Origin of the sequence: Streptomyces boetiae, from assembly GCF_031845405.1 — a bacterium.
In the GTDB taxonomy this organism is placed as follows: Bacteria; Actinomycetota; Actinomycetes; order Streptomycetales; family Streptomycetaceae; genus Streptomyces; species Streptomyces boetiae.
Map to the genome: position 1 here is coordinate 40,484 of NZ_JAVREN010000028.1, position 20,424 is coordinate 60,907.

General features: G+C 74.7%; 25 protein-coding genes. 9 read left to right on the plus strand and 16 right to left on the minus strand.

What is annotated here, in order from left to right:
* Positions 1-43: 43 nt before the first annotated feature.
* The 3 genes from RM780_RS18440 to RM780_RS18450 are packed head-to-tail and all read left to right on the plus strand — an operon-like array spanning position 44 to position 2,695.
* A complete protein-coding gene (locus tag RM780_RS18440; protein ID WP_311631873.1) occupies positions 44-1,501 on the plus strand; it encodes an ABC transporter permease subunit in 1,458 nt (485 codons plus the stop codon).
* Positions 1,498-2,286: an ABC transporter permease gene (locus tag RM780_RS18445; RefSeq protein ID WP_311631874.1), complete on the plus strand. Its 789-nt coding sequence runs from the start codon at positions 1,498-1,500 to the stop codon at positions 2,284-2,286. Before RM780_RS18440 ends, RM780_RS18445 begins: the two co-directional genes overlap by 4 nt.
* Positions 2,287-2,338: 52 nt before the next feature.
* Positions 2,339-2,695: an immunity 51 family protein gene (locus tag RM780_RS18450; protein WP_311631875.1), complete on the plus strand. Its 357-nt coding sequence runs from the start codon at positions 2,339-2,341 to the stop codon at positions 2,693-2,695.
* A gap of 203 nt (positions 2,696-2,898) precedes the next feature.
* On the opposite strand, the gene RM780_RS18455 is transcribed toward RM780_RS18450, so the two are convergent.
* A complete protein-coding gene (locus tag RM780_RS18455; RefSeq protein WP_311631876.1) occupies positions 2,899-3,750 on the minus strand; it encodes an SDR family oxidoreductase in 852 nt (283 codons plus the stop codon).
* Positions 3,751-3,904: 154 nt separating this feature from the next.
* Here RM780_RS18455 and RM780_RS18460 point away from each other — a divergent pair, with 154 nt between their 5' ends.
* From RM780_RS18460 to RM780_RS18470, 3 genes are all read left to right on the plus strand, one after another.
* Entirely contained in the window at positions 3,905-4,825 is a 921-nt protein-coding gene (locus tag RM780_RS18460) for an AraC family transcriptional regulator (RefSeq protein WP_311631877.1), read from the plus strand.
* 103 nt (positions 4,826-4,928) lie between these two features.
* The gene (locus RM780_RS18465) at positions 4,929-5,156 is read left to right on the plus strand and encodes a DUF6186 family protein (protein ID WP_311631878.1); all 228 of its coding nucleotides are present in this window, start codon (positions 4,929-4,931) and stop codon (positions 5,154-5,156) included.
* Positions 5,157-5,208: 52 nt separating this feature from the next.
* Positions 5,209-5,568, plus strand: coding sequence for a DUF6256 family protein (locus RM780_RS18470; protein ID WP_311631879.1), 360 nt, complete (start codon positions 5,209-5,211; stop codon positions 5,566-5,568).
* Here RM780_RS18470 and RM780_RS18475 read toward each other — a convergent pair.
* From RM780_RS18475 to RM780_RS18485, 3 genes are read right to left on the minus strand one after another with little or no spacing between them, the layout of a single operon-like run.
* A complete protein-coding gene (locus RM780_RS18475; RefSeq protein ID WP_311631880.1) occupies positions 5,547-6,083 on the minus strand; it encodes a tetratricopeptide repeat protein in 537 nt (178 codons plus the stop codon). The genes RM780_RS18470 and RM780_RS18475 overlap by 22 nt on opposite strands.
* On the minus strand, positions 6,080-6,685 hold the full coding sequence (locus tag RM780_RS18480; protein WP_311631881.1) for a DNA-3-methyladenine glycosylase I: 606 nt from the start codon (positions 6,683-6,685) through the stop codon (positions 6,080-6,082). The genes RM780_RS18475 and RM780_RS18480 overlap by 4 nt, the downstream gene beginning before the upstream one ends.
* Before the next feature lie 50 nt (positions 6,686-6,735).
* Positions 6,736-6,954, minus strand: coding sequence for a hypothetical protein (locus tag RM780_RS18485; protein ID WP_311631882.1), 219 nt, complete (start codon positions 6,952-6,954; stop codon positions 6,736-6,738).
* A 131-nt stretch (positions 6,955-7,085) separates the two neighbouring features.
* Between RM780_RS18485 and RM780_RS18490 the strand changes: the two genes are divergently transcribed.
* From RM780_RS18490 to RM780_RS18500, 3 genes are read left to right on the plus strand one after another with little or no spacing between them, the layout of a single operon-like run.
* Positions 7,086-7,319 carry a FitA-like ribbon-helix-helix domain-containing protein gene (locus RM780_RS18490; RefSeq protein ID WP_311631883.1) on the plus strand — a complete coding sequence of 78 codons (234 nt, stop codon included), beginning with the start codon at positions 7,086-7,088 and terminating at the stop codon, positions 7,317-7,319.
* Positions 7,316-7,708 carry a type II toxin-antitoxin system VapC family toxin gene (locus RM780_RS18495; RefSeq protein ID WP_311631884.1) on the plus strand — a complete coding sequence of 131 codons (393 nt, stop codon included), beginning with the start codon at positions 7,316-7,318 and terminating at the stop codon, positions 7,706-7,708. Before RM780_RS18490 ends, RM780_RS18495 begins: the two co-directional genes overlap by 4 nt.
* A gap of 27 nt (positions 7,709-7,735) precedes the next feature.
* Positions 7,736-8,359 carry a hypothetical protein gene (locus tag RM780_RS18500; protein WP_311631885.1) on the plus strand — a complete coding sequence of 208 codons (624 nt, stop codon included), beginning with the start codon at positions 7,736-7,738 and terminating at the stop codon, positions 8,357-8,359.
* 95 nt (positions 8,360-8,454) lie between these two features.
* Here the strand turns inward: RM780_RS18500 and RM780_RS18505 are convergent, their stop codons facing one another.
* The 12 genes from RM780_RS18505 to RM780_RS18560 all read right to left on the minus strand — a co-directional run bounded on the left by RM780_RS18505 (position 8,455) and on the right by RM780_RS18560 (position 20,379).
* Positions 8,455-10,977, minus strand: a complete 2,523-nt coding sequence (locus RM780_RS18505; RefSeq protein ID WP_311631886.1) for an ATP-dependent Clp protease ATP-binding subunit — start codon at positions 10,975-10,977, stop codon at positions 8,455-8,457.
* A 505-nt stretch (positions 10,978-11,482) separates the two neighbouring features.
* Complete coding sequence (locus tag RM780_RS18510; protein WP_311631887.1) at positions 11,483-11,833, minus strand: histone-like nucleoid-structuring protein Lsr2; 351 nt, start codon at positions 11,831-11,833, stop codon at positions 11,483-11,485.
* Between the two features lie 172 nt (positions 11,834-12,005).
* Positions 12,006-12,524: an amino-acid N-acetyltransferase gene (locus tag RM780_RS18515; protein ID WP_311631888.1), complete on the minus strand. Its 519-nt coding sequence runs from the start codon at positions 12,522-12,524 to the stop codon at positions 12,006-12,008.
* Between the two features lie 11 nt (positions 12,525-12,535).
* Complete coding sequence (locus RM780_RS18520) at positions 12,536-12,946, minus strand: BlaI/MecI/CopY family transcriptional regulator (protein ID WP_311631889.1); 411 nt, start codon at positions 12,944-12,946, stop codon at positions 12,536-12,538.
* Between the two features lie 637 nt (positions 12,947-13,583).
* The gene (locus RM780_RS18525) at positions 13,584-13,754 is read right to left on the minus strand and encodes a hypothetical protein (protein WP_311631890.1); all 171 of its coding nucleotides are present in this window, start codon (positions 13,752-13,754) and stop codon (positions 13,584-13,586) included.
* A gap of 57 nt (positions 13,755-13,811) precedes the next feature.
* Entirely contained in the window at positions 13,812-14,075 is a 264-nt protein-coding gene (locus RM780_RS18530) for a hypothetical protein (RefSeq protein WP_311631891.1), read from the minus strand.
* A gap of 83 nt (positions 14,076-14,158) precedes the next feature.
* Positions 14,159-14,956 (minus strand): type III pantothenate kinase, encoded by a 798-nt coding sequence (locus tag RM780_RS18535; RefSeq protein ID WP_311631892.1) that lies wholly within the window; start codon positions 14,954-14,956, stop codon positions 14,159-14,161.
* 2 nt (positions 14,957-14,958) lie between these two features.
* A complete protein-coding gene (nadC, locus tag RM780_RS18540; RefSeq protein ID WP_394813011.1) occupies positions 14,959-15,957 on the minus strand; it encodes a carboxylating nicotinate-nucleotide diphosphorylase in 999 nt (332 codons plus the stop codon).
* A 41-nt stretch (positions 15,958-15,998) separates the two neighbouring features.
* Positions 15,999-17,726: an L-aspartate oxidase gene (locus RM780_RS18545; protein WP_311631894.1), complete on the minus strand. Its 1,728-nt coding sequence runs from the start codon at positions 17,724-17,726 to the stop codon at positions 15,999-16,001.
* Positions 17,723-18,604, minus strand: a complete 882-nt coding sequence (gene panC / locus RM780_RS18550; protein WP_311631895.1) for a pantoate--beta-alanine ligase — start codon at positions 18,602-18,604, stop codon at positions 17,723-17,725. Before panC ends, RM780_RS18545 begins: the two co-directional genes overlap by 4 nt.
* Positions 18,601-19,566, minus strand: coding sequence for a Rossmann-like and DUF2520 domain-containing protein (locus tag RM780_RS18555; protein WP_311631896.1), 966 nt, complete (start codon positions 19,564-19,566; stop codon positions 18,601-18,603). The genes panC and RM780_RS18555 overlap by 4 nt, the downstream gene beginning before the upstream one ends.
* A gap of 132 nt (positions 19,567-19,698) precedes the next feature.
* Positions 19,699-20,379 carry a response regulator transcription factor gene (locus RM780_RS18560; protein ID WP_311631897.1) on the minus strand — a complete coding sequence of 227 codons (681 nt, stop codon included), beginning with the start codon at positions 20,377-20,379 and terminating at the stop codon, positions 19,699-19,701.
* Positions 20,380-20,424 lie beyond the last annotated feature (45 nt).

A 20,424-nucleotide genomic window follows, 5' to 3' on the forward strand; every position in this document is an offset into this window, starting at 1 on the left:
GGGGCGCCCCCAGGCGGAGCCTGGGGGAGAGCGTGGGGGCACTGTGAGCGGGCAGGAGGCGTACCGCAGCCAACTGGCCGAGGGCCGGGCCGGGTTCGGGCGGCTGCTGCTGGCGGAGTGGACGAAGCTGCGGTCCGTGCCGCGCTGGGCGGTGGCGGCGGCCGGGGCGGTGGTGCTGTCGCTGGCGCTGGCGCTGCTGGTCGGGAGCGGGCGCAGCGCGGAGCAGGCCGGGGGCGGCGGGGGCGAGGCGCCGGAGGCGGTGCGGCCGGGTCTGGGGCAGGAGTACCAGGACGGGGGCTTCTTCCGGTACGCGCCGCTGCCGGGGGACGGGGAGGTGAGGGCGCGGGTGACCGCGCAGCGCGCGGAGCACGAGGAGGCCAAGGCGGGCCTGATGATCCGGGCGGACGAACGCCCGGGGTCGCCGTACGCGGCGCTGGTAGTGACGCCCGGCGGGAACGTCCGGCTCCAGGCGGAGTTCGGCGGCACGGACCTGGCGGGCGGAGACGGGCCGCTGCCGCGCTGGCTGCGGCTGGTCCGGACGGGCGAGACGGTGACGGGGTACCAGTCGGCGGACGGGGAGAACTGGCGCCGGGTCGGCGAGGTGCGCGTCGAGGGGCTGACGGGGGCGGCGCACGCCGGGGTGCTGGTGGCCTCGCCCGATCTGACCGAGGTGGAGCGGCAGTTCGGCAGCGAGTCGGTGTCCGGGCAGACGGGCTCGGCGACGGCGACCTTCGACCACGTGGCGCTGACGGGCGGCGCGGCGGACTCCGCGAACGGCGGCCAGGACCCGATCGCGGACGGGCGCACGCGCGGCGAGGGCGAGGGAACGCCGGGCCCGGGCGGGTCCTTCACCGCGACCGGCTACGGCGACATCGGGCGTTACCCCTACGGGGACGACCTGACGCAGGCCGCGCTGACGGGCGTGCTGGCGCTGCTGGCGGCGGTGGTGGCGCTCGGGGTGCTGTTCCTGACCTCGGAGTTCCGGCGCGGGATGATCCGCACGACCTTCGCGGTGACGCCGCGCCGGGGGCGGGTGCTGGCGGCCAAGGCCGTGGTGCTCGGCGGCGCGGCGGGCCTGGCCGGGGTGGTCACGGGGGCGGGGACGTTCCTGCTGGCGGCGCCCCGGCTGGCGGGCAGCGGGGTGCCGGCGCCGGAGCTGACGGAGGGGCCCGCGCTGCGGGCGGTGCTGGGAACGGGCCTGCTGCTGGCGGCCGTTGCCCTGCTGAGCCTGGGCGTGGCGGCGGTGGTGCGCGGCAGCGCGGCGGCGATCAGCCTGGTGCTGGTGCTGGTGCTGCTGCCGCAGATCGTGGCCACGGGGCTGCCGCTCTCGGCCGCGCTGTGGCTCGAACGGGTGACTCCGGCGGCCGGGTTCGCGATCCAGGAGACGGTGCGGCGCTACGACACGGCGATCGCGCCGTGGGCGGGGCTGGCGGTGCTGTGCGGGTACGCGGCGCTGGCGCTGGCGGCCGGCTGGTGGCGGCTGCGGAGGCGGGACGCGTGAGGGGCCTGCTGCGGGCGGAGTGGACGAAGCTGCGGACGGTGGCGGGGCCGTGGTGGCTGCTGCTGGGCCTGGTCGCGGGAACGCTGGCGGCGGGCGCGGCGGCGGTGGCGGCCGTGGACGTGGGGCAGTGCCCGGCGCCGGACGCCTGCCACGAGGACACCGCACGGCTGGCGCTGGGCGGGGTGCGGCTGGGGCAGGTGGCGGCGGTGGTGCTGGGGGTGCTGATGCTCGGCGGCGAGCACGGCACGGGCCTGATCGGGGCAACGCTGGTGGTGACGCCGCGCCGGGGGCGGGTGCTGGCGGCGAAGGCTCTCGTGCTGGCGGGCGCGGTCGGGGCGGCGGGGGCGGCGGCGGTGGCCGGCTCGCTCTGGGTGGGGCGGGTGGTGCTGCCGGGGAACGGGTTCACGCCCGAGCACGGGTATCCGGCGCTGTCCCTGGCGGACGGGGCGGTGCTGCGGGCGGCGGTGGGGAGCGTGCTGTACCTGGTGCTGGTGGCGCTGCTGGGGCTGGGGGCGGGGGCGGCGCTGCGGGACACGGCGGGCGGGGTGACGGCGGGGCTGGGGGTGCTGCTGTGCGCGCCGGTGGTCGGGCAGGTGGTGTCGGATCCGGCGTGGCGGGAGCGGCTTGAGGAGGTGGCGCCGATGCCGGCGGGGCTCGCGGTGCAGGCGACGGTGGGGCTCGAACGGCTGGCGGTCGGGCCGTGGGCGGGGCTGGGGGTGCTGGCCTGCTGGGCGGCGGGGGCGCTGGCCTTGGGCGGGGCGGTGCTGCTGCGGCGGGACGTGTGAGGGCCCGGTGCGGGGGGCGGGATTGTCAGTGGCGGCGGCTACGGTCGGTGCCATGACGGAACGTGAGGACTTCGCCCCGCTGATCTTCTTCGAGTACGAGCACCGGCCGGGGAGTTACTGCCTGCTGCTGAGCGACGCGCACATGGTGGAGGCGGACGGGATCTTCACCGAGTGCGGGCAGTCCGGGCACGGGTACGGGTGGACGGGCGTCGCCAGATCGGCCGTCCGCTCCCGGGCGCCGGACCTGGAGGGCCGCTTCGGCTACGACCCGGAGGCGGGCACCTTCGTCGCCTACGGCGAGGACCCCGAGGCTCTGCGCCGCCTGGGCTCCCTCCTCCGCGACGCCTTCCACGACCCCGGCCTCCTCCGCGACCTGATACGCACGGGCGACCCGTCCTGGTTCGACTAGCCCCTGACCGGGGGCCGGCCGGGCGGGCACGGGGGGCGACGCGGCCGGGCGGGCACGGGGGGCCCGCCCGGCGCGGGGCACACGGCGCGGAGCGCCAGGGCCGGGCCGCACGGCCCCGGACCTGCACGGGAGCGCGCAGGGCGCAGCCCGCGCCACGCCCCGCCGCGTCCCGCCGCGTCCCGCCGCGTCCCGCCCGGCAAGGGCTACTGCGCGGGCGTGCGCCAGCGGGCCGCGTGTTCCGTCGCGAAGGAGGTGAAGGAGCGGGGCTGACGGCCGGTGAGGGCGGCCACCGTGTCGGTGGTGACGTCGTAGCCGCCCGTCCGCATCAGCGCGAAGAGGTTCAGCAGCCAGGTCACGGACTCCTCGGGCAGGCCCGCGCCGCGCAGCGTCTTCTCGTACTCCTCCGGGCTCACCGGCTCGTAGGCCACGGCGCGGCCGGCCGCCGTGCCAAGGATCTCCGCGAGCTCGGCGTGGTCCAGGGCCTGGGGCCCGGTGAGCTCGTGGACCCGGCCGCCGTACCCCGGCCGGGTGAGCGCGAGCGCCGCGACCTCGGCGATGTCCCGCGTGTCGATGAACCCGACCCGTGCTCCCGCCGCCGGCAGCGCGATCCTGCCCTCCTGCTCCAGAGCGGCGACGAAGGCCCCCTCGGTGAAGTTCTGGAAGAACCAGTTGGGCCGCAGCACGGTCCACTCCGCGCCGGACTCCCGCACCGCCTCCTCCCACGCGGTGAGCGGGAAGATCTCGGCGGGCAGCCGCTCCGCCCCGACGGCGGAGAGCAGCACCACCCGCCGCAGCTCCTTCCCGGCGGCCAGCAGCTCGCGCACCGGCGACACGGGGTCCGGCACGCCCTGCGGCCCCACCAGGTAGAGGGCGGTGGCGCCGGCCAGGGCCGGCTCCCACGTGTCCCGATCCGCCCAGTCGAACCGCACACCCTCCGGGCCCGCTCCCTCCCGTGGCGCGCGGGAGGCGGCCCGCACCGTCGCGCCGCGCGCGGCAAGGGCGTTCACCAGGGGCCGCCCGGTCTTCCCGGTCGCCCCGAGCACCAGCACCGTCATGATCGTCTCCCTTCAAGTCCTGCACGAGCGTGGCGAGTTCGCCGCCCGACGACACGACGCTAACCCGGCCGAGAAGGACGATGAATGTCTTCGAGTCCTGAATACATGTCCGTTCCTCCGGGTTCGGGAGACCAGCGAGCGTACGATGAGCCGCATGGATGTCCTGGCCGACGCCCTCGCCGTGATGCGGGTGGGGGGTTCCGTCTCCGCCCGCACCGACGTGCGGGCGCCGTGGGGGCTGCGGTTCCCCGCGGCGGTCGGGGCCTCGTTCCACGTGGTGCTGCACGGGGCGTGCTGGCTGGTCGGCGAGGGCGGCGAGAGGCGCGAGCCGCTGCCGCTGGCCTCGGGAGACGTGGTGTTCCTGCGCAACGGCGCCGCGCACGCGCTGGTGGACGACCCGGCCACGGAGCCGGTGGACTTCGCGCCCGCCCGCGAGATCGCCACCTCCCCCATCGGGCACTTCCGGCTGGACGGTCCGGGCGCGCGCTCCCGGCTGCTGTGCGGGGCGTACCGGCTGGGCGGGACCCGGCCGCATCCGCTGCTGGCCGAGCTGCCGGAGGTCCTGCACCTGCCCGCCAGGCCGGGCCGGCACGGGCAGCTCCACGCCGTGGTGAATCTGCTGGGCGCGGAGCTGGACGAGCCGCGCCCCGGCCGGGACGGGGTGGTCCCCTCCCTGGTGGACGCCATGCTGCTGTACATCCTTCGGGCCTGGATCGAGGACCGCTCGGAGCCGGTGGGCTGGCCGGTGGCGCTGTGCGACCCGGCGATCGGCCGGGCCCTCGAAGGCATCCACGGGGACCCGGGGTGGCCGTGGACCGTGGAGGAGCTGGGCGCGCGCGGCGGCCTCTCGCGCTCGGTCTTCGCGCAGCGGTTCACCGCGCTGGTCGGGTCCTCGCCGCTGGCGTACCTGACCTGGTGGCGGATGACCCTGGCCGGCCGGCTGCTGCGCGAATCGGACTCCCCGCTGGGCGCCATAGCCCAACGCGTGGGCTACAGCTCGGAGTACGCCTTCGCCAAGGCGTTCAAGCGCGAGTACGGCATCGCCCCGGGCCGCTTCCGCCGCGGCACGGACTGACCCGCACGGCGCGTGCGCGCCCCCGGCGCGCGGCGCGCCGTTGCGGGGCCCGCGGCCGGTCCGTGGTGGACGATCGGCGTGCGGGCACGGGAGGTGGTGAGCGGTGACGGCCGGGTATCTGGTGTGGGCCGCGCTCTTCGGGGCGCTCTTCGTCTGGGAGGGCGTCGGACTGGTCAGGGCGGGCGACGGGTTCCCGACGCTGAGCGACGCCCTGGACGCGGTGATGCGCTACCCGGCGGGGCGGTGGGCGCTCTTCGCGCTGTGGCTGTGGTTCGGCTGGCACTCCTTCGTCCGGGGCTATCACTTCCTGCTCCGCGACCCCGGCCACTGAGCGAGCGGGCGGGGCGGCGGTGCGGCTGAGCGTCCCGGCGATCGTCGCGGTCATGGCGACCGGCTACCTCCTCGTCATGGGCTGCCTGGCGGTGGGAACGCGCCTGGCGCGCCGCCCCGGCCCGCGGCCGGCCGCGCCGGGGCACGGCTGGGCCGCGCTTCTGCGGCGGGTGGGCGCGACGGCCGCCGGCGGCTACCTGGTGCTGGCGGCCGTGGTGACCGGCTACTACTTCGGCGTGGCCCGCCTGGGCGGCGACTTCCTGGCGGACGCGCTGACCGGAACGGCCCGGCTGCTGGCCCTGGTCCTCCCGCTGTGGCTGGCCGCCTCCTGGCTGACGGAACGCGCCCGCGCCCGCCGGTCCCGCACCCGCCGGTCCCGGGCCCGGCGGTCTCAGCCGAGGTCGCGCGAGTAGTTCACCACCGAGCGGCGGTAGCGCGGCAGGTGCGGGGCCAGGGCGCGCAGCAGCAGGGCCACGGCCTCGCGCTCCCGGCCCAGGTCGGTCAGGGCCAGCGCCAGGAAGGCGTCCACCGCGTCCCCCAGCCCGTGCTCCGGCCCGTCTTCCGGCCCGTCTCCCGCGCCTGAGCCGCGCTCGGCCGACAGCAGCGCCACGCTCTCCCCGGGGTCCCCGAGGTTGCGCACCGTGCTGGCGAGCTGGATCACGGCCTGCCGCCGCAGGTCCCCGGGCAGTCCCCCGGCCAGCGCCCGCCGGTAGAGGGCGGCGGCCACCGCCTCGGAGCCGGTCGAGTCGTGCGCCGAGGCCCGTTCGAAAAGCCCCACGGGATCCTCCGCGGGCAGCTCGCCGGCCAGCGCCTCCATCTCCTCCCGGAACCGGGCCGCCCCGGCCTCCCCCTCGGCCCCGTAGCTGTCGAAGGCCGCCCACAGCCCGTCCACCCGCCGCCGCCAGCCCGGATCCTCCGCCCTCGTCACCGCGCCTCCCGCGAGGCGCCGGCGCCGCGGGCGTGGCAGTCGGCCAGGTGGTCGTCGACCAGGCCGCAGGCCTGCATCAGCGCGTAGGCCGTCGTGGGGCCGATGAAGCGCAGGCCGCGGCCCTTGAGCGCCTTGGCCAGGGCGACCGACTCGGGCGTGGTCGCGGGTATGTCCCCGAAGGCCCGGGGGACGGGCCGGGAGGACGGGTCCGGGGCGTGCGACCAGATCAGCCCGGTCAGCTCCCCGTCCGCCCAGCCGGCCAGCACCCGGGCGTTCGCCAGCGTCGCGTCGATCTTCAGCCGGTTCCTGATGATGCCCGGGTCGGCCAGCAGGCGGGCGGCGTCCTCCTCGGTGAACGCCGCCACCTCCCGGATGCGGAACCCCGCGAACGCCGCCCGGAACCCCTCGCGGCGGCGCAGGATCGTCAGCCACGACAGCCCCGACTGGAACGCCTCCAGGCACAGCCGCTCGAACAGCGCGTCGTCCCCGCGCACGGGGCGCCCCCACTCCCCGTCGTGATAGGCCCGGTAGTCCTCGGGGGTGGCGCCCCAGGGACAGCGCAGCAGCCCGTCCTCACCCGCCACGGCCGTCTTCTCGTCCATGCCCCCGAGTGTGCCCGCAGGGTCTGACAATTCCGTCCGGCCCGGGACGGTCAGGGCACTTCCCGCAGGTAGAGCGCCCCGCAGCTGTGGCAGAACGGCTCCTCCGTCCGCCCCCAGTCCGCCTCACTCCGCGTCCGCGCCCCCTCCCCCAACTCCCGCCCGCACATCGCCCGGGTCCCCTCCCCCCGCACCATGTGCCAGTTCTTGACCGGCCGCTCCTCCCCCGTCCCCCCGCCCTCCGCGTACTCGGCCCGCATCTCGTGCTCCATCCGACCCACTCCTTCCACCCGCCCCCGACAACACCCGCCCCCATCCTCGGGCCGCCCCCACACCCCCGCGACCGGAACCGCGCCGAAGGCCGAGCGCCGCATCGACGCCGGAGCAGCGCTACTCTGCATGCATGGCTACCGTGCAGATCCGCAACCTGGACGACCGCGCCTACGCGGTATTGCGCCGACGCGCGGCGGACTCCGGCCGCTCCCTCCAGGAGTACTTGCGCCTCCGTCTGGAGGAGGAAGCCCTGCGGCCGACCGTGGACGAGGTGCTGGGCGAGGTCCGCCCGAAGCTGAGCGGCGCCGGCGCCATCACCATGACCGACATCCTCGCGGCCGAGCGGGAAGAGCGCGGCGCGTGATCGTCGTCGCCACCTCCGTCCTGGTGGCGTCCCTCGTGGACGAGGGGCCCGCGGGGAAGGCGTGTGCCTCCCGCCTCACCGGGGAGGACCTCGCTGCCCCGGCCCTGCTGGACCTGGAGGTCACGAGCGTCCTGCGCCGCCTCCTGCGGGGCGGGCGCATCGGCCAGGACTCGGCCGGGGAGGCGATGACCGCACTTCCGCTGCTGCCCATCAGGCGCGTGCAGCACCTCGACCTGCTGCCGCGCGTCTGGGAGCTGCGCGACAACCTCACGCCCTACGACGCGTCCTACGTCGCCCTGGCCGAGACGCTGGGCGTTCCGCTCGTGACGGGGGATGCGCGGCTGCGGCGGGCGCCCGGGGTACGTTGCGCCGTCGAGGTGATCCAGTAGGGGATGCGGCGCCGCTACGCTCGGCGCATGGATGCGGGCAGTGCGGGATTACGGATCGCCTCGGGCCTCGTCGCCCCCCTCGTCAAGCGGCTCTTCCAGCGGGACGACCCCGGGCCCGCACTTGTCGACAAACCGATACGCATCGCGGCGCTGCCGCACGCCTTCCGGGACAGCGGCCAGCCACACCCGCGCGGCCTGCGTCATCTGACGGGCCTGGAGAGGCTGTCGCTGGGACGGGAGGTGAAGCTCGACTCGCTGGAGGACCTGCCGACCGGCGCGGCGCTGACCTCGCTCTCCCTGCCCGCGTTGCCTCCGAGGCTGACGGACATCGGCGTGTGGCCCACGCTGACCCACCTGGGAATCAACCCGGACAGCCGCCCCCTGAGCCCGTCGGAGTGGCGGGCCATCGCCGCCCTCCCGGCCCTGACCTCGATCACTCCGAGCCCGCACACTCTTGGGGACATGCTGAGCACCGGGCTGCGGCTCCCCGGCGTCGGGCAGAGGGACCTGCGCGGCGAGCCGAGCGAACGGATCCTGCGCCTGCTCGTGTCCGCTCTTCCCAGCCTGCGCGAGGTGATCCTCGACAGCGCCCCCGAAGGAATCGGCCCCCTCTCGCAGCTCCCCCGGCCGGAACGCCTCCACGTCTACTGACCCGCCCCAACGCGAACGCCCCCGCACCGCCCGTCGTGAGACGGCGGCGCGAGGGCGTTCCCCGCGTCAAGGGCACCGGCGGCGCCCGGCGCGGGTTACTCCTTCGCCAGGTTCGGCCCGCCGCCCGCGGCCTGTTCGACCGGGGGGGCGTCCGGGAGGGAGGACTTCTCCTCGCCGCGGAAGGTGAAGGTCTTGTCGGTGCCCTCGCCCTCCGTGTCGACGACCACGATGTGGCCCGGCCGCAGCTCGCCGAAGAGGATCTTCTCGGACAGCACGTCCTCGATGTCCCGCTGGATCGTCCGCCGCAGCGGGCGGGCGCCCAGCACCGGGTCGTAGCCGCGCTTGGCCAGGAGCTGCTTGGCCTCCGTCGACAGCTCGATGCCCATGTCCCGGTCCTTCAGCCGGTCGTCCACCTGCGCGATCATCAGGTCGACGATCTTGATGATGTCTTCCTGCGTCAGCTGGTGGAAGACGACCGTGTCGTCCACGCGGTTGAGGAACTCGGGGCGGAAGTGCTGCTTCAGCTCGTCGTTGACCTTGGCCTTCATGCGCTCGTAGCCGGTGGCGACGTCGCCCGCGACCGCGAAGCCCATGTTGAAGCCCTTGGAGATGTCCCGGGTGCCGAGGTTGGTCGTCATGATGATGACCGTGTTCTTGAAGTCCACGACCCGGCCCTGGGAGTCGGTCAGGCGGCCGTCCTCCAGGATCTGCAGCAGCGAGTTGAAGATGTCCGGGTGGGCCTTCTCGACCTCGTCGAAGAGGACCACGGAGAACGGCTTGCGCCGCACCTTCTCCGTCAGCTGGCCGCCCTCCTCGTACCCGACGTAGCCGGGCGGGGAGCCGAACAGCCGCGAGACGGTGTGCTTCTCGCCGAACTCCGACATGTCGAGGGAGATCAGTGCGTCCTCGTCGCCGAACAGGAACTCGGCGAGGGTCTTGGACAGCTCGGTCTTGCCGACGCCCGAGGGCCCGGCGAAGATGAACGACCCGCCCGGGCGCTTCGGGTCCTTCAGGCCGGCCCGCGTGCGGCGGATGGCCTGCGAGAGCGCCTTGATGGCGTCCTCCTGCCCGATGACGCGCTTGTGCAGCTCGTCCTCCATGCGCAGCAGGCGCGAGGACTCCTCCTCGGTCAGCTTGAAGACCGGGATGCCCGTGGACGCGGCCAGGACCTCCGCGATCAGCTCCTCGTCCACCTCCGCGACAACGTCCATGTCGCCGGACTTCCACTCCTTCTCGCGCTGCGCCTTCGCGGCCAGGAGCTGCTTCTCGTTGTCGCGCAGGGAGGCGGCCTTCTCGAAGTCCTGCGAGTCGATCGCGGACTCCTTCTCGCGCCGCACGCCGGCGATCTTCTCGTCGAACTCGCGCAGGTCCGGCGGCGCGGTCATCCGGCGGATGCGCATCCGCGAGCCGGCCTCGTCGATGAGGTCGATCGCCTTGTCCGGCAGGAACCGGTCCGAGATGTAACGGTCGGCGAGCTGCGCCGCGGCCACCAGCGCGGAGTCGGTGATGGAGACGCGGTGGTGCGCCTCGTACCGGTCCCGCAGGCCCTTGAGGATCTCGATGGTGTGCGGCAGGGAGGGCTCCGCGACCTGGATCGGCTGGAAGCGGCGCTCCAGGGCCGCGTCCTTCTCCAGGTACTTGCGGTACTCGTCCAGCGTCGTGGCGCCGATGGTCTGCAGCTCGCCGCGGGCCAGCATCGGCTTGAGGATGCTGGCGGCGTCGATCGCGCCCTCGGCGGCGCCGGCGCCGACCAGGGTGTGCAGCTCGTCGATGAACAGGATGATGTCGCCGCGGGTGCGGATCTCCTTGAGCACCTTCTTCAGGCGCTCCTCGAAGTCACCGCGGTACCGGGAGCCGGCGACCAGGGCGCCGAGGTCCAGGGTGTAGAGGTGCTTGTCCTTGAGGGTCTCGGGCACCTCGCCCTTGACGATGGCCTGGGCCAGCCCCTCCACGACGGCGGTCTTGCCGACGCCGGGCTCGCCGATGAGGACGGGGTTGTTCTTGGTGCGGCGGGACAGCACCTGCATGACCCGCTCGATCTCCTTCTCGCGCCCGATGACCGGGTCGAGCTTGGTCTCGCGGGCGGCCTGGGTGAGATTCCGGCCGAACTGGTCGAGCACCAGGGAGGTCGAGGGCGTGCCCTCGGCGGGGGCGCCCGCGGTGGCCGCCTCCTTGCCGCCGGAGTACCCGGAGAGCAACTGGATCACCTGCTGCCGCACCCGGTTGAGGTCGGCACCGAGCTTCACCAGGACCTGGGCGGCGACGCCCTCGCCCTCGCGGATCAGGCCGAGCAGGATGTGCTCCGTGCCGATGTAGTTGTGGCCGAGCTGGAGAGCCTCGCGCAGCGAGAGCTCAAGCACCTTCTTGGCCCGGGGAGTGAAGGGGATGTGGCCGGAGGGGGCCTGCTGGCCCTGGCCGATGATCTCCTCCACCTGCTGGCGGACCGCCTCAAGCGAGATCCCGAGGCTCTCCAGTGCCTTAGCGGCGACACCCTCACCCTCGTGGATCAGGCCCAGGAGGATGTGCTCGGTGCCGATGTAGTTGTGGTTGAGCATCCGGGCTTCTTCCTGAGCCAGGACGACAACCCGCCGCGCGCGGTCGGTGAACCTCTCGAACATCGTTATCGCTCCTCAGAGCGGTCAGGCAGTAAAGGGGTCGGTCCCCTCCCTGTCCTTCCGCAGCTTAGTCCCGCAACGGGGGACCGCTCATTCCAACTGTCTGCTCCTGTCCTCGGCACCGTGCCCCGAACAGGCGACAACAGTTCCAACCCGATGGTGCGAGACGATGTTCCCGCAGGCCAAGCACTGGCGCCCCTGAGGGCTACGCCGATGGCGAACGCCCCAGGGCGACACACCCGGACCGAACGGCTACCGCCCCCCAATCCTCTGAGTGACCCGTTCATCGGTCTGGAAGTCCGTCTAGAAGGTGCCTACCCCTCCAGGCTGTCACTCCATGCGGGTGTGGCCGCGGACATCCGCTGAAGGCGAACGCCCGCCCCTTGGCCGCCCCGCCGCCGACACGCCCCGCGCCCGCCCGGACACGCCTCGGGGGGCCGTCCCTGGCGGGCGGCCCCCCGGAAGGCGCAGCGCGGCTGGTCCCGGGCCCCCGGACCCGGCCGCGACGTCAGACGCCTGCCTTCTCGTACGCCTCACGAATGTTCGCGGGAACGCGGCCCCGGTCGTTCACCTCGTATCCGTTTTCCTTCGCCCAGGCGCGGATTTTGGCGGTGTCCTGGGTGCCGCCGGCGGAACCGGCGGCCGGGGCGGCGGTCCGGGCGCGCCCGCGGGCGGCCCGCGCGCCTCCGGCCCTGCGCCCGGCCTTCACATAGGGCTCCAGAGCCGTACGGAGCTTCTCCGCGTTTTCGGAGTTGAGGTCGATCTCGTAAGTCTTGCCGTCGAGGGCGAACGTAACGGTCTCGTCCGCCTCGCCGCCGCTGAGGTCGTCGAGGAGAAGGACCTGAACCTTCTGTGCCACCGAGCTGCTCCTCATTCATAGTGCCGAATACCGATGTGTACCGATGACTGTGTACTGCGGATGCAATGAAACCGCCAGTGCCGGAAAAACACAAACCCCGGGCGGCCGATTATTGGGCATCCGATAAGACACGGTGGGACGATTCGGACATATCGCCCTGCTATCGCGTCAATCACAGATGGAGGAGCATGCGGCTGTTACCCAAAGTGTTGGGCTTCACGCGTTCCAGGCCCAGGAACTCGGCCACACCCTCGTCATAGGAACGCAGCAGCTCGCTGTAGACATCGCCATCCACGGGGGCGTCACCGATCTCGGTGAAGCCGTGCCGGGCGAAGAACTCCACTTCGAAGGTCAGGCAGAAAATGCGCCGGACGCCGAGCCAGCGGGCGGTCTGGAGCAGCTTCCGCAGCACCCTGTGCCCCACCCCCTGCCCCCTCAGCAGCGGGTCCACCGCAAGGGTGCGCACCTCGGCCAGGTCCTCCCACATCACGTGCAGTGCGCCGCAGGCCACGACCCGTGCGTCGTGATCCCGCTCGGCCACCCAGAACTCCTGAATGTCCTCGTAAAGCGTCACGGTCGCCTTGTCGAGCAGGATGCCGTCCCGCGAGTAGGCGTCGATCAGCCGGCGGACGGCCGCGACATCCGTAGTCCTGGCGCGGCGGACAGTGACTTCCGTAGAGGTTTCCGACACAACCCGAGAGGCTATCGCTGTGCGGCTTCGCCTTCGCCTTCGGGGGCGGTGACCTGTACGCCGGCGACATCGACCACCCGCAGCGCGCCGCGCAATGCCTCGGTCTGCTCGGGCGACATCATGCCGAAGAAAGCGACCAGGGCGGCGGCAGGGTTGTCGCTCCGGTCCCAGGCGTCATTCATCAAAGCGGCGGAGTACGCGGCCCGCGTCGAGACCGCCGCATACCGATAGGCCCGGCCCTCCTGCTCGCGGCGGACCCAGCCCTTCTGATGCAGGTTGTCAAGTACGGTCATGACCGTGGTATAGGCGATCGAACGCTCCTGGCGCAGATCTTCGAGAACTTCCCGAACGGTGACGGGCCGGTTCCACTCCCATACGCGGGTCATCACCGCGTCTTCCAGGTCTCCCAATGGCCGGGGCACACGAGGAAGAATAGCCGCGCAGTGACAAACCGGACGCGTGGGACGCCGCACCCGAGTGACGCGCGCCGCCCGGGCCCGCACCCCCTCGACGGCCCCGGCCGCCCCGTTCCCGGGCCCTGCCCGGACCCGCGCCCCCTTCGGGCACCTCCGGCGAACGCCCGGCCCGGCGCACCCCGGACCGCGGGCTCCGCCGGGGCGACGCCTCGCACGGCCCGGCCGAGGGCCGAGGCCGACGGCCTCGGAGCGGCCCGAACCCCGAGCGGATGCGGCCCGGCCGCACGCCGGGGAACGTCCGGCCTGGGGCCGGAGGCCGACAGTCCCGGCTCACGCGGCCCGGCCGCGAGCGTCGGTCCGGCGCCGCGCCCGGGAGCGCCGGGGGCCGGGGTGGGCCCCTCGGAGTGGTGCCGTGCGCGACCCGGCCGGCCGCGCGGGGCCGGAAACCGTCAAGGCGGGCGCGGCCTGCGGGCCTCGGCCGGCTTGCCGCGTCGCCCGAGCGCGGTCCGGCCGAGGCGCGCCGCAGGCGAGGCAGCCCGGCGGCGCCGCCGGGAACGTCCAGCCCCCGCAGGGGCAGTGCCGCGCCGGGCGGGCCCGGGGCCGGCCCGGCCCCGCGAGAGGCGGCCGGAGGGCCGCGCAGGCGTCAGTCGTTGCGCGGCGTCGGCGCGTGGTCGCGGGCGGCCAGGGCCGCGTCGACTGCGGCGTCTTCCTTGTACTTGTTGGCGCCGCCCTGGGAGCGGACGATCGTCACGATCAGCCAGGTGAAGGCGACGGCCATCACGAGCGGGGGGAACAGCGCGGCGAGGTAGTCCACGGCGATCGGCCTCCTGGGGGAAGCGGGCGGGGAACGGACCCCGCACCGTCCGACAGCCTACCGACCGCCCTCGGTGCCCTCGCCCTCACCCTCGCCGGGGCGCCCGGGCGGGCGCGGGGCCGCCGCCGGGCGCTTGCGGTGCGGCGGGAAGACCTCGGCCGGCGTGGGGACCGGGCGCGGGCCGGAGCCGGGGCGCGGGCCGGAGCCGGGGCGCGGGCCGGAGCCGGGGCGCGGGGGCCGCTGCTGCTCGGCGTTCTCCTCCCCGTCGCCTGCGGGGGTCGGGGAGCCCTGGGAACCGTTGGACGCGTGCGACGTGACCATGGGCCGACATTAAGTGCTAAGACGACAATTGACCCGCTATTCGCCCGAGTGCGGCGTGTTCAGGAATGGTGTCCAGGACCCGCTCAAGAACGCGAGATGTTCCGCTCGTACACCAGGCGCAGGCCCACCAGCGTCAGCCACGGCTCGTGCTCGTCGATCACCGTGGACTCGCGCAGCACCATCGGCGCCAGGCCGCCCGTCGCGATCACCGTCACGTCGTCCGGGTCGTCGGCCAGCTCGCGCGACATCCGCTCGACCATGCCGTCCACCTGCCCGGCGAAGCCGTAGAGGATGCCGGACTGCATCGACTCCACCGTGTTCTTGCCGATGACGTGGCGCGGCCGGGCCAGCTCGACCTTCCGGAGCTGCGCCCCGCGCAGGCCCAGGGCCTCGACGGAGATCTCGATGCCGGGGGCGATGGCCCCGCCCGCGTACTCGCCCCGCGCGGAGACCGCGTCGTAGGTCGTCGCGGTGCCGAAGTCGACCACGATGCACGGCCCGCCGTACAGCTCCACGGCGGCGACGGCGTTGATGATCCGGTCCGCGCCGACCTCCTTGGGGTTGTCGGTCAGGATCGGAACGCCCGTCTTGACGCCCGGCTCGACCAGCACGGCCGGGATGTCCCCGTAGTAGCGGCGGGTGACCTCGCGCAGCTCGTGCAGGACCGAGGGCACCGTCGAGCAGATGGCGATGCCGTCGATGCCGTCGCCCAGCTCGTCGCCGAGCAGCGGGTGCATGCCCATCAGGCCCTGGAGCAGGACGGCCAGCTCGTCGGCGGTGCGGCGGGCCTCCGTGGAGATCCGCCAGTGCTCCACGATCTCCTCGCCGTCGAAGAGGCCGAGGACGGTGTGGGTGTTGCCGACGTCGATAGTGAGCAGCATGGTCAGTCGCGCCTCTCGGGGCGGAGGTCGAGCCCGATGTCGAGGATCGGGGCGGAGTGGGTGAGCGCGCCGACCGCCACGTAGTCGACCCCGGCCTCGGCGTAGGCGCGGGCGGTGTCGAGGGTGAGGCCGCCGGAGGACTCCAGGGTGGCGCGGCCGGCGGCCAGGGCGACGGCCTGCCGGGTCAGCTCCGGGGTGAAGTTGTCCAGCAGGACCAGGTCGGCGCCCTCGGCGAGCACCGCTTCGAGCTGGTCGAGCCGGTCCACCTCGACCTCCACGGGCACGCCGGGGAACTCCTCGCGGACCCGGCGGAACGCCTCGGCCACGCCGCCGGCCGCCAGCACGTGGTTGTCCTTGATCAGCGCGGCGTCCGAGAGGGACATGCGGTGGTTGACGCCGCCGCCGCAGCGCACGGCGTACTTCTCCAGCGCGCGCAGGCCGGGCGTTGTCTTGCGGGTGTCGCGGACGCGGGTGCGGGTGCCGGCCAGGGCGTCGGCCCAGGCGCGGGTGGCGGTGGCGATGCCGGAGAGGTGGCACAGCAGGTTGAGCGCGGAGCGCTCGGCGGTCAGCAGCTCGCGGGTGCGGGCGGTGACGGTCAGGAGCACCTGCCCGGCCTCCACGCGGTCGCCGTCCGCGACGTGGCGCTCCACCTCGAAGTCCTCGGTGCACACCAGCGAGAGAACGGCCTCGGCCACGTGCAGCCCGGCGACGGTGCCGGCCGCGCGGGAGGTGAAGTCGGCCGTGGCGACGGCGTCCTCGGGGACGGTGGCCACGGTGGTGACGTCGGTGCCGTGGTCGAGGTCCTCCTCGACGGCGAGGTGCGCGATGTCCTCCACCTGCACGGGGTCGAGCCCGGCCTCGGCCAGCAGCGTGGCCAGGCCCGGGTCCAGGCCGCACTCCAGCGGGTCGTACTCGCCCTCGGCCCCTCCGCCGCAGCCGCAGCCGTCGCCGCAGCCGCCGGCCGCCGGCTCCGCGTCCGGGCGGGTGCCGATGGGCAGCAGCGTGAGGTCGACGGACTGGGCGCGGGAGGTGTCGGGGCTGGTCACGGTCGCGGGGTCTCCTGGAACGCGGTGGTGTCGGTGGTGCGGGGGGTGAGCACCGAGCCGTCGGGCCCGGCGGGGTGCAGGGTGACGACGAGGTGGCGCCGCCAGTGGGCATCGTCCCGCCCGGGGTGGTCCTCGCGCCAGTGACAGCCGCGCGTCTCCGTGCGGAGCTGGGCGGCGGTGACCAGAACCCGGGCAACGAGATGCAGGTTAGCCGTCTCCCAGGTGTCGGCGCCCGGCTCGGCCGGCTTGCGGTCCTCGCCGCCGGTCAGGGCGTCGAGGGCGGCGGCGGTCGCGGCCAGCCCGGCGGCGGAGCGCAGCACCCCGGCGCCCTCGGTCATCGCGCGCTGGAGGGCGGCGCGGGCCTCGGGGGGCGGCAGCGGCCCCGACGCGGGTCCGGGGGCGGCAACGGCCGGGGCGGTCCCGGCGGGCACGTCCCGCTCGACGGCCGCGGCGATGCGTTCGGCGAAGACCAGGCCCTCCAGAAGGGAGTTGGAGGCCAGGCGGTTCGCGCCGTGCACGCCGGTGCACGCGACCTCGCCGCAGGCGTACAGGCCCGGGATGGTGGTGCGGCCGGAGAGGTCGGTGCGGACGCCGCCGGAGGCGTAGTGCGCGGCCGGGGAGACCGGAATCGGCTGGTTGACCGGGTCGATGCCGTGGGCGCGGCAGGCGGCGAGGATGGTGGGGAAACGCTCCTCCCACATCGCCGCGCCGAAGTGCCGTGCGTCCAGGTACATGTGGGGAACGCCCTGCTCGTGCATCCGGCGGGTGATGGCCTTGGCGACGATGTCGCGGGGGGCCAGCTCGGCCAGCTCGTGCTGCCCGGTCATGAACCGCACGCCCTCGGCGTCCACGAGGTGGGCACCCTCGCCGCGCACGGCCTCGGAGATCAGCGGCTGCTGGCCCTCGGCCTCGGGCCCCAGCCACAGCACGGTCGGGTGGAACTGCACGAACTCCAGGTCGGAGACCTCCGCCCCGGCGCGCAGCGCCAGGGCCACGCCGTCGCCGGTGGAGACGGAGGGGTTGGTGGTGGCGGCGAAGACCTGGCCCATGCCGCCGGTGGCCAGCACGACGGCGGGGGCGCGGACGGCGCCGACGCCGTCGTGGCGGCCCTCACCCATGACGTGGAGGGTGACGCCGGCGGCGCGGCCCGAGGCGTCCTTGAGCAGGTCGAGGGCGAGGGCGCCCTCCACCGTCTCTATCCCGGCGGCGCGGACGGCGGCGGCCAGGGCGCGGGAGATCTCCGCGCCGGTGGCGTCGCCCCCGGCGTGCGCGATGCGGCGGCGGTGGTGGCCGCCCTCGCGGGTCAGGGAGATGCGGCCGTCGGCCCCGGTGTCGAAGCGGGCGCCCAGCGCGATCAGCCGCCGCACGGCGTCCGGGCCCTCGGTGACCAGAGCGCGCACGGCCTCCTCGTCGCAGACCCCGGCCCCGGCGACGAGGGTGTCGGCCAGGTGCCCCTCGGGGGTGTCGTCCTCGCCGAGCGCGGCGGCGATGCCGCCCTGGGCCCAGCGGGTGGAGCCGTCGTCGATGCGGGCCTTGGTGACGATGACGGTGCGGCGGCCGGCGGCGGCGCAGCGCAGGGCGGCGGTCAGCCCGGCCACGCCGGAGCCGACGACGACCACGTCGGCGTCCAGGAACCAGCCGGGCGGCGGCGCGGGCAGCGCGGCGGGCAGGGGCAGGCGCACCGGCGCGCCTATCGGGGCGGGTGCGGCTATCGGCGCGGTCATGCGGCGCCTCCCAGGGTGAGGCGGAGGTTGTCGATCAGGCGGGTGGAGCCGACGCGGGCGGCGACGGCCAGGACGGCCTCCCCGGCGTGCGACTCGGGGACCTCGGCGAAGCCGCCGGGCTCCACCAGGGCGAGGTAGTCGGGGACCAGCGGCGGGTCCAGGCGCGTCGCGGAGTCGAGAACAGCCGCGGCGGCGGCGCGGACGGCGGCGGGCCCCGCCCCGGGCGCGGCGGCGGCCTCCCGTCCGGCGAACAGCGCGCGCGAGAGCGCGAGCGCCGTGGCGCGCTCCGGCGCGGAGAGGTAGCGGTTGCGGCTGGAGAGCGCCAGGCCGTCGCTCTCGCGCACGGTGGGCACGCCGTGGATCGTGACGGGGAAGTTCAGGTCCCGGGCCATCCGCCGGATCAGTGCGAGCTGCTGGGCGTCCTTCTCGCCGAAGAACGCGTCCTCGGGCCGCGTGAGGTGCAGCAGCTTGGCGACGACCGTGAGCATCCCGTCGAAGTGGCCCGGCCGCACCGCGCCTTCGAAGCGCTCGCCCAGCGGCCCGGCGGCGATCCGCACCAGCGGCTCCCCGGCCGGGTACATCTCGGCGTCCGTGGGCGCGAAGACCACGTCGGCCCCGGCCGCCGCGGCGACCTTCAGGTCCGCCTCCAGCGTGCGGGGGTAACGGTCGAAGTCCTCGCCGGCGCCGAACTGGAGCGGGTTGACGTAGACGGTCACGACGACCTGCCCGCCGGGCCCCGCGTGGGCGCGGGCGGCCCGGACCAGGGAGGCGTGCCCCTCGTGCAGGGCGCCCATCGTCATCACCACCGCGCGCCGCTTGCCCGGGGAGCCCTCCCGCGCCAGCTCGGCGGCGCTGCGCACCACGGCCGGGGTTGTCATGGGGTGCCTCCTGCTTCCGGGCCGCCCGCGGGCCCGTCCTGGGGTCGGCCGCCGTCGGCCAGGACGCCCAGCAGCGCCTCGGCCAGCTCGGGCCGCAGCAGGCCGTGGTCCAGTGCGCGGTCGGCGGTGGTGCGGGCCATGGCCAGGTAGCCGGCCAGTGCGTGGGGGGCGTGCGTCCGCAGCTCCGCGAGGTGCGCGGCCACCGTCCCGGCGTCCCCGCGCGCCACCGGGCCGGTCAGGGCGGCGTCGCCCGAGCGCAGGGCGTTGTCCAAAGCGGCGCCCAGCAGCGGGCCGAGCATCCGGTCGGGGGCGCCGACCCCCGCCGTGGCCAGCAGCTCCATGGCCTGGGCGACGAGGGTGACCAGGTGGTTGGCGCCCAGCGCGAGGGCGGCGTGGTAGAGCGGGCGGGCGCGCTCCTCGATCCACTCGGGCTCGCCGCCCATCTCGATGACCAGCGCCTCGGCGGCCAGCCGCAGCTCGGCCGGGGCGGTCACACCGAAGGAGCAGCCCGCCAGGCGCTGCACGTCCACGGGCGTGCCGGTGAACGTCATCACCGGGTGCAGGGCCATCGGCAGCCCGCCGGCCCGGAGCGCGGGGTCCAGCACGGCCGTTCCGAAGCGGCCCGAGCAGTGCGCCAGCAGTTGGCCGGGGCGGACGGCGCCCGTTCCGGCCAGGCCCGCGACCAGGCCGGGCAGCGCGTCGTCGGGCACGGTCAGCAGCACCAGGTCCGCGCGCTCCAGCACCTCCTGAGGGGTGACCAGCGGAACGCCCGGCAGCAGCGCCTCGGCGCGGCGGCGGGAGGCGTCGGAGACGCCGGAGGCGGCCACCGGCCGGTGGCCGGCGATGCGCAGGGCGGCGGCCAGCGCGGGCCCGACACGGCCCGACCCGACCACGCCGACCCGCAGGCGCGCGGGACGGGCCTGCGCCTCGGTGCTCGGCGGCGGGGGAGCGGCGGCGTTCACGGCGGGCGGGGCCTCTTTCGTCAGCGTTCCGGTCCCGCGGCAGTCGGGGTACCGGACGCCGACCATGCTACGGCGGCCCGCGGTCCGGCGCGGTGACGGACGGCACCCCGGGCCGGGGCGCTCGGGCGCCCGCTACCGCTCCCCGGCGCGGACCAGGCCCGTTTCGTAGGCGAGAACGACGGCCTGCACGCGGTCGCGGAGGTTCAGCTTGGCGAGGATGCGGCCGACGTGGGTCTTGACGGTGGCCTCGGAGACGAAGAGGCGCTGGGCGATCTCGCCGTTGGACAGGCCCTGGGCGATCAGGGTCAGCACCTCCCGCTCGCGGTCGGTCAGCAGGTCCAGCTCGGGGTGGGCGGAGGCGTCGGGCGTGGGCAGCAGCGTGACGAAGCGGTCCAGCAGGCGGCGGGTGGTGGAGGGGGCGACGACGGCGTCGCCGCTGTGGACGGCGCGGATGGCGCCCAGCAGCTCGTCGGGCGGCACGTCCTTGAGCATGAACCCGGCGGCGCCGGCCTTCAGGCCGCTGAAGGCGTACTCGTCGAGGTCGAAGGTGGTCAGGATGAGCACCTTGGGGTCGCCGGGGCCGCCCTCGCCCTCCTGGCAGATGCGGCGGGTGGTCTCCACGCCGTCCAGGCGCGGCATGCGCACGTCCATCAGGACGACGTCGATGGAGGTGGAGCGCAGCACCTCCAGGGCCTCCAGGCCGTCGCCGGCCTCGGCGGCGACCTCCATGTCCGGCTGGGCGGCGAGCACCATCCGGAAGCCGGTCCGCAGCAGGACCTGGTCGTCGACGAGCATGACGCGGATGGCTGGCATGGGGTTCCCCTCGGCTCGGGTGGGCGGGTGCGGCGGTCTGGGCGG

Bases quoted from the DNA above. Each gene is read 5' to 3' on its own strand.
- RM780_RS18450 (WP_311631875.1), top strand. From the start codon at position 2,339: ATGACGGAACGTGAGGACTTCGCCCCGCTGATCTTCTTCGAGTACGAG.
- RM780_RS18455 (WP_311631876.1), bottom strand. From the start codon at position 3,750: ATGACGGTGCTGGTGCTCGGGGCGACCGGGAAGACCGGGCGGCCCCTG.
- RM780_RS18460 (WP_311631877.1), top strand. From the start codon at position 3,905: ATGGATGTCCTGGCCGACGCCCTCGCCGTGATGCGGGTGGGGGGTTCC.
- RM780_RS18470 (WP_311631879.1), top strand. From the start codon at position 5,209: ATGGCGACCGGCTACCTCCTCGTCATGGGCTGCCTGGCGGTGGGAACG.
- RM780_RS18480 (WP_311631881.1), bottom strand. From the start codon at position 6,685: ATGGACGAGAAGACGGCCGTGGCGGGTGAGGACGGGCTGCTGCGCTGT.
- RM780_RS18485 (WP_311631882.1), bottom strand. From the start codon at position 6,954: ATGGAGCACGAGATGCGGGCCGAGTACGCGGAGGGCGGGGGGACGGGG.
- RM780_RS18490 (WP_311631883.1), top strand. From the start codon at position 7,086: ATGGCTACCGTGCAGATCCGCAACCTGGACGACCGCGCCTACGCGGTA.
- RM780_RS18500 (WP_311631885.1), top strand. From the start codon at position 7,736: ATGGATGCGGGCAGTGCGGGATTACGGATCGCCTCGGGCCTCGTCGCC.
- RM780_RS18505 (WP_311631886.1), bottom strand. From the start codon at position 10,977: ATGTTCGAGAGGTTCACCGACCGCGCGCGGCGGGTTGTCGTCCTGGCT.
- RM780_RS18530 (WP_311631891.1), bottom strand. From the start codon at position 14,075: ATGGTCACGTCGCACGCGTCCAACGGTTCCCAGGGCTCCCCGACCCCC.
- RM780_RS18535 (WP_311631892.1), bottom strand. From the start codon at position 14,956: ATGCTGCTCACTATCGACGTCGGCAACACCCACACCGTCCTCGGCCTC.
- RM780_RS18545 (WP_311631894.1), bottom strand. From the start codon at position 17,726: ATGACCGCGCCGATAGCCGCACCCGCCCCGATAGGCGCGCCGGTGCGC.
- panC (WP_311631895.1), bottom strand. From the start codon at position 18,604: ATGACAACCCCGGCCGTGGTGCGCAGCGCCGCCGAGCTGGCGCGGGAG.
- RM780_RS18560 (WP_311631897.1), bottom strand. From the start codon at position 20,379: ATGCCAGCCATCCGCGTCATGCTCGTCGACGACCAGGTCCTGCTGCGG.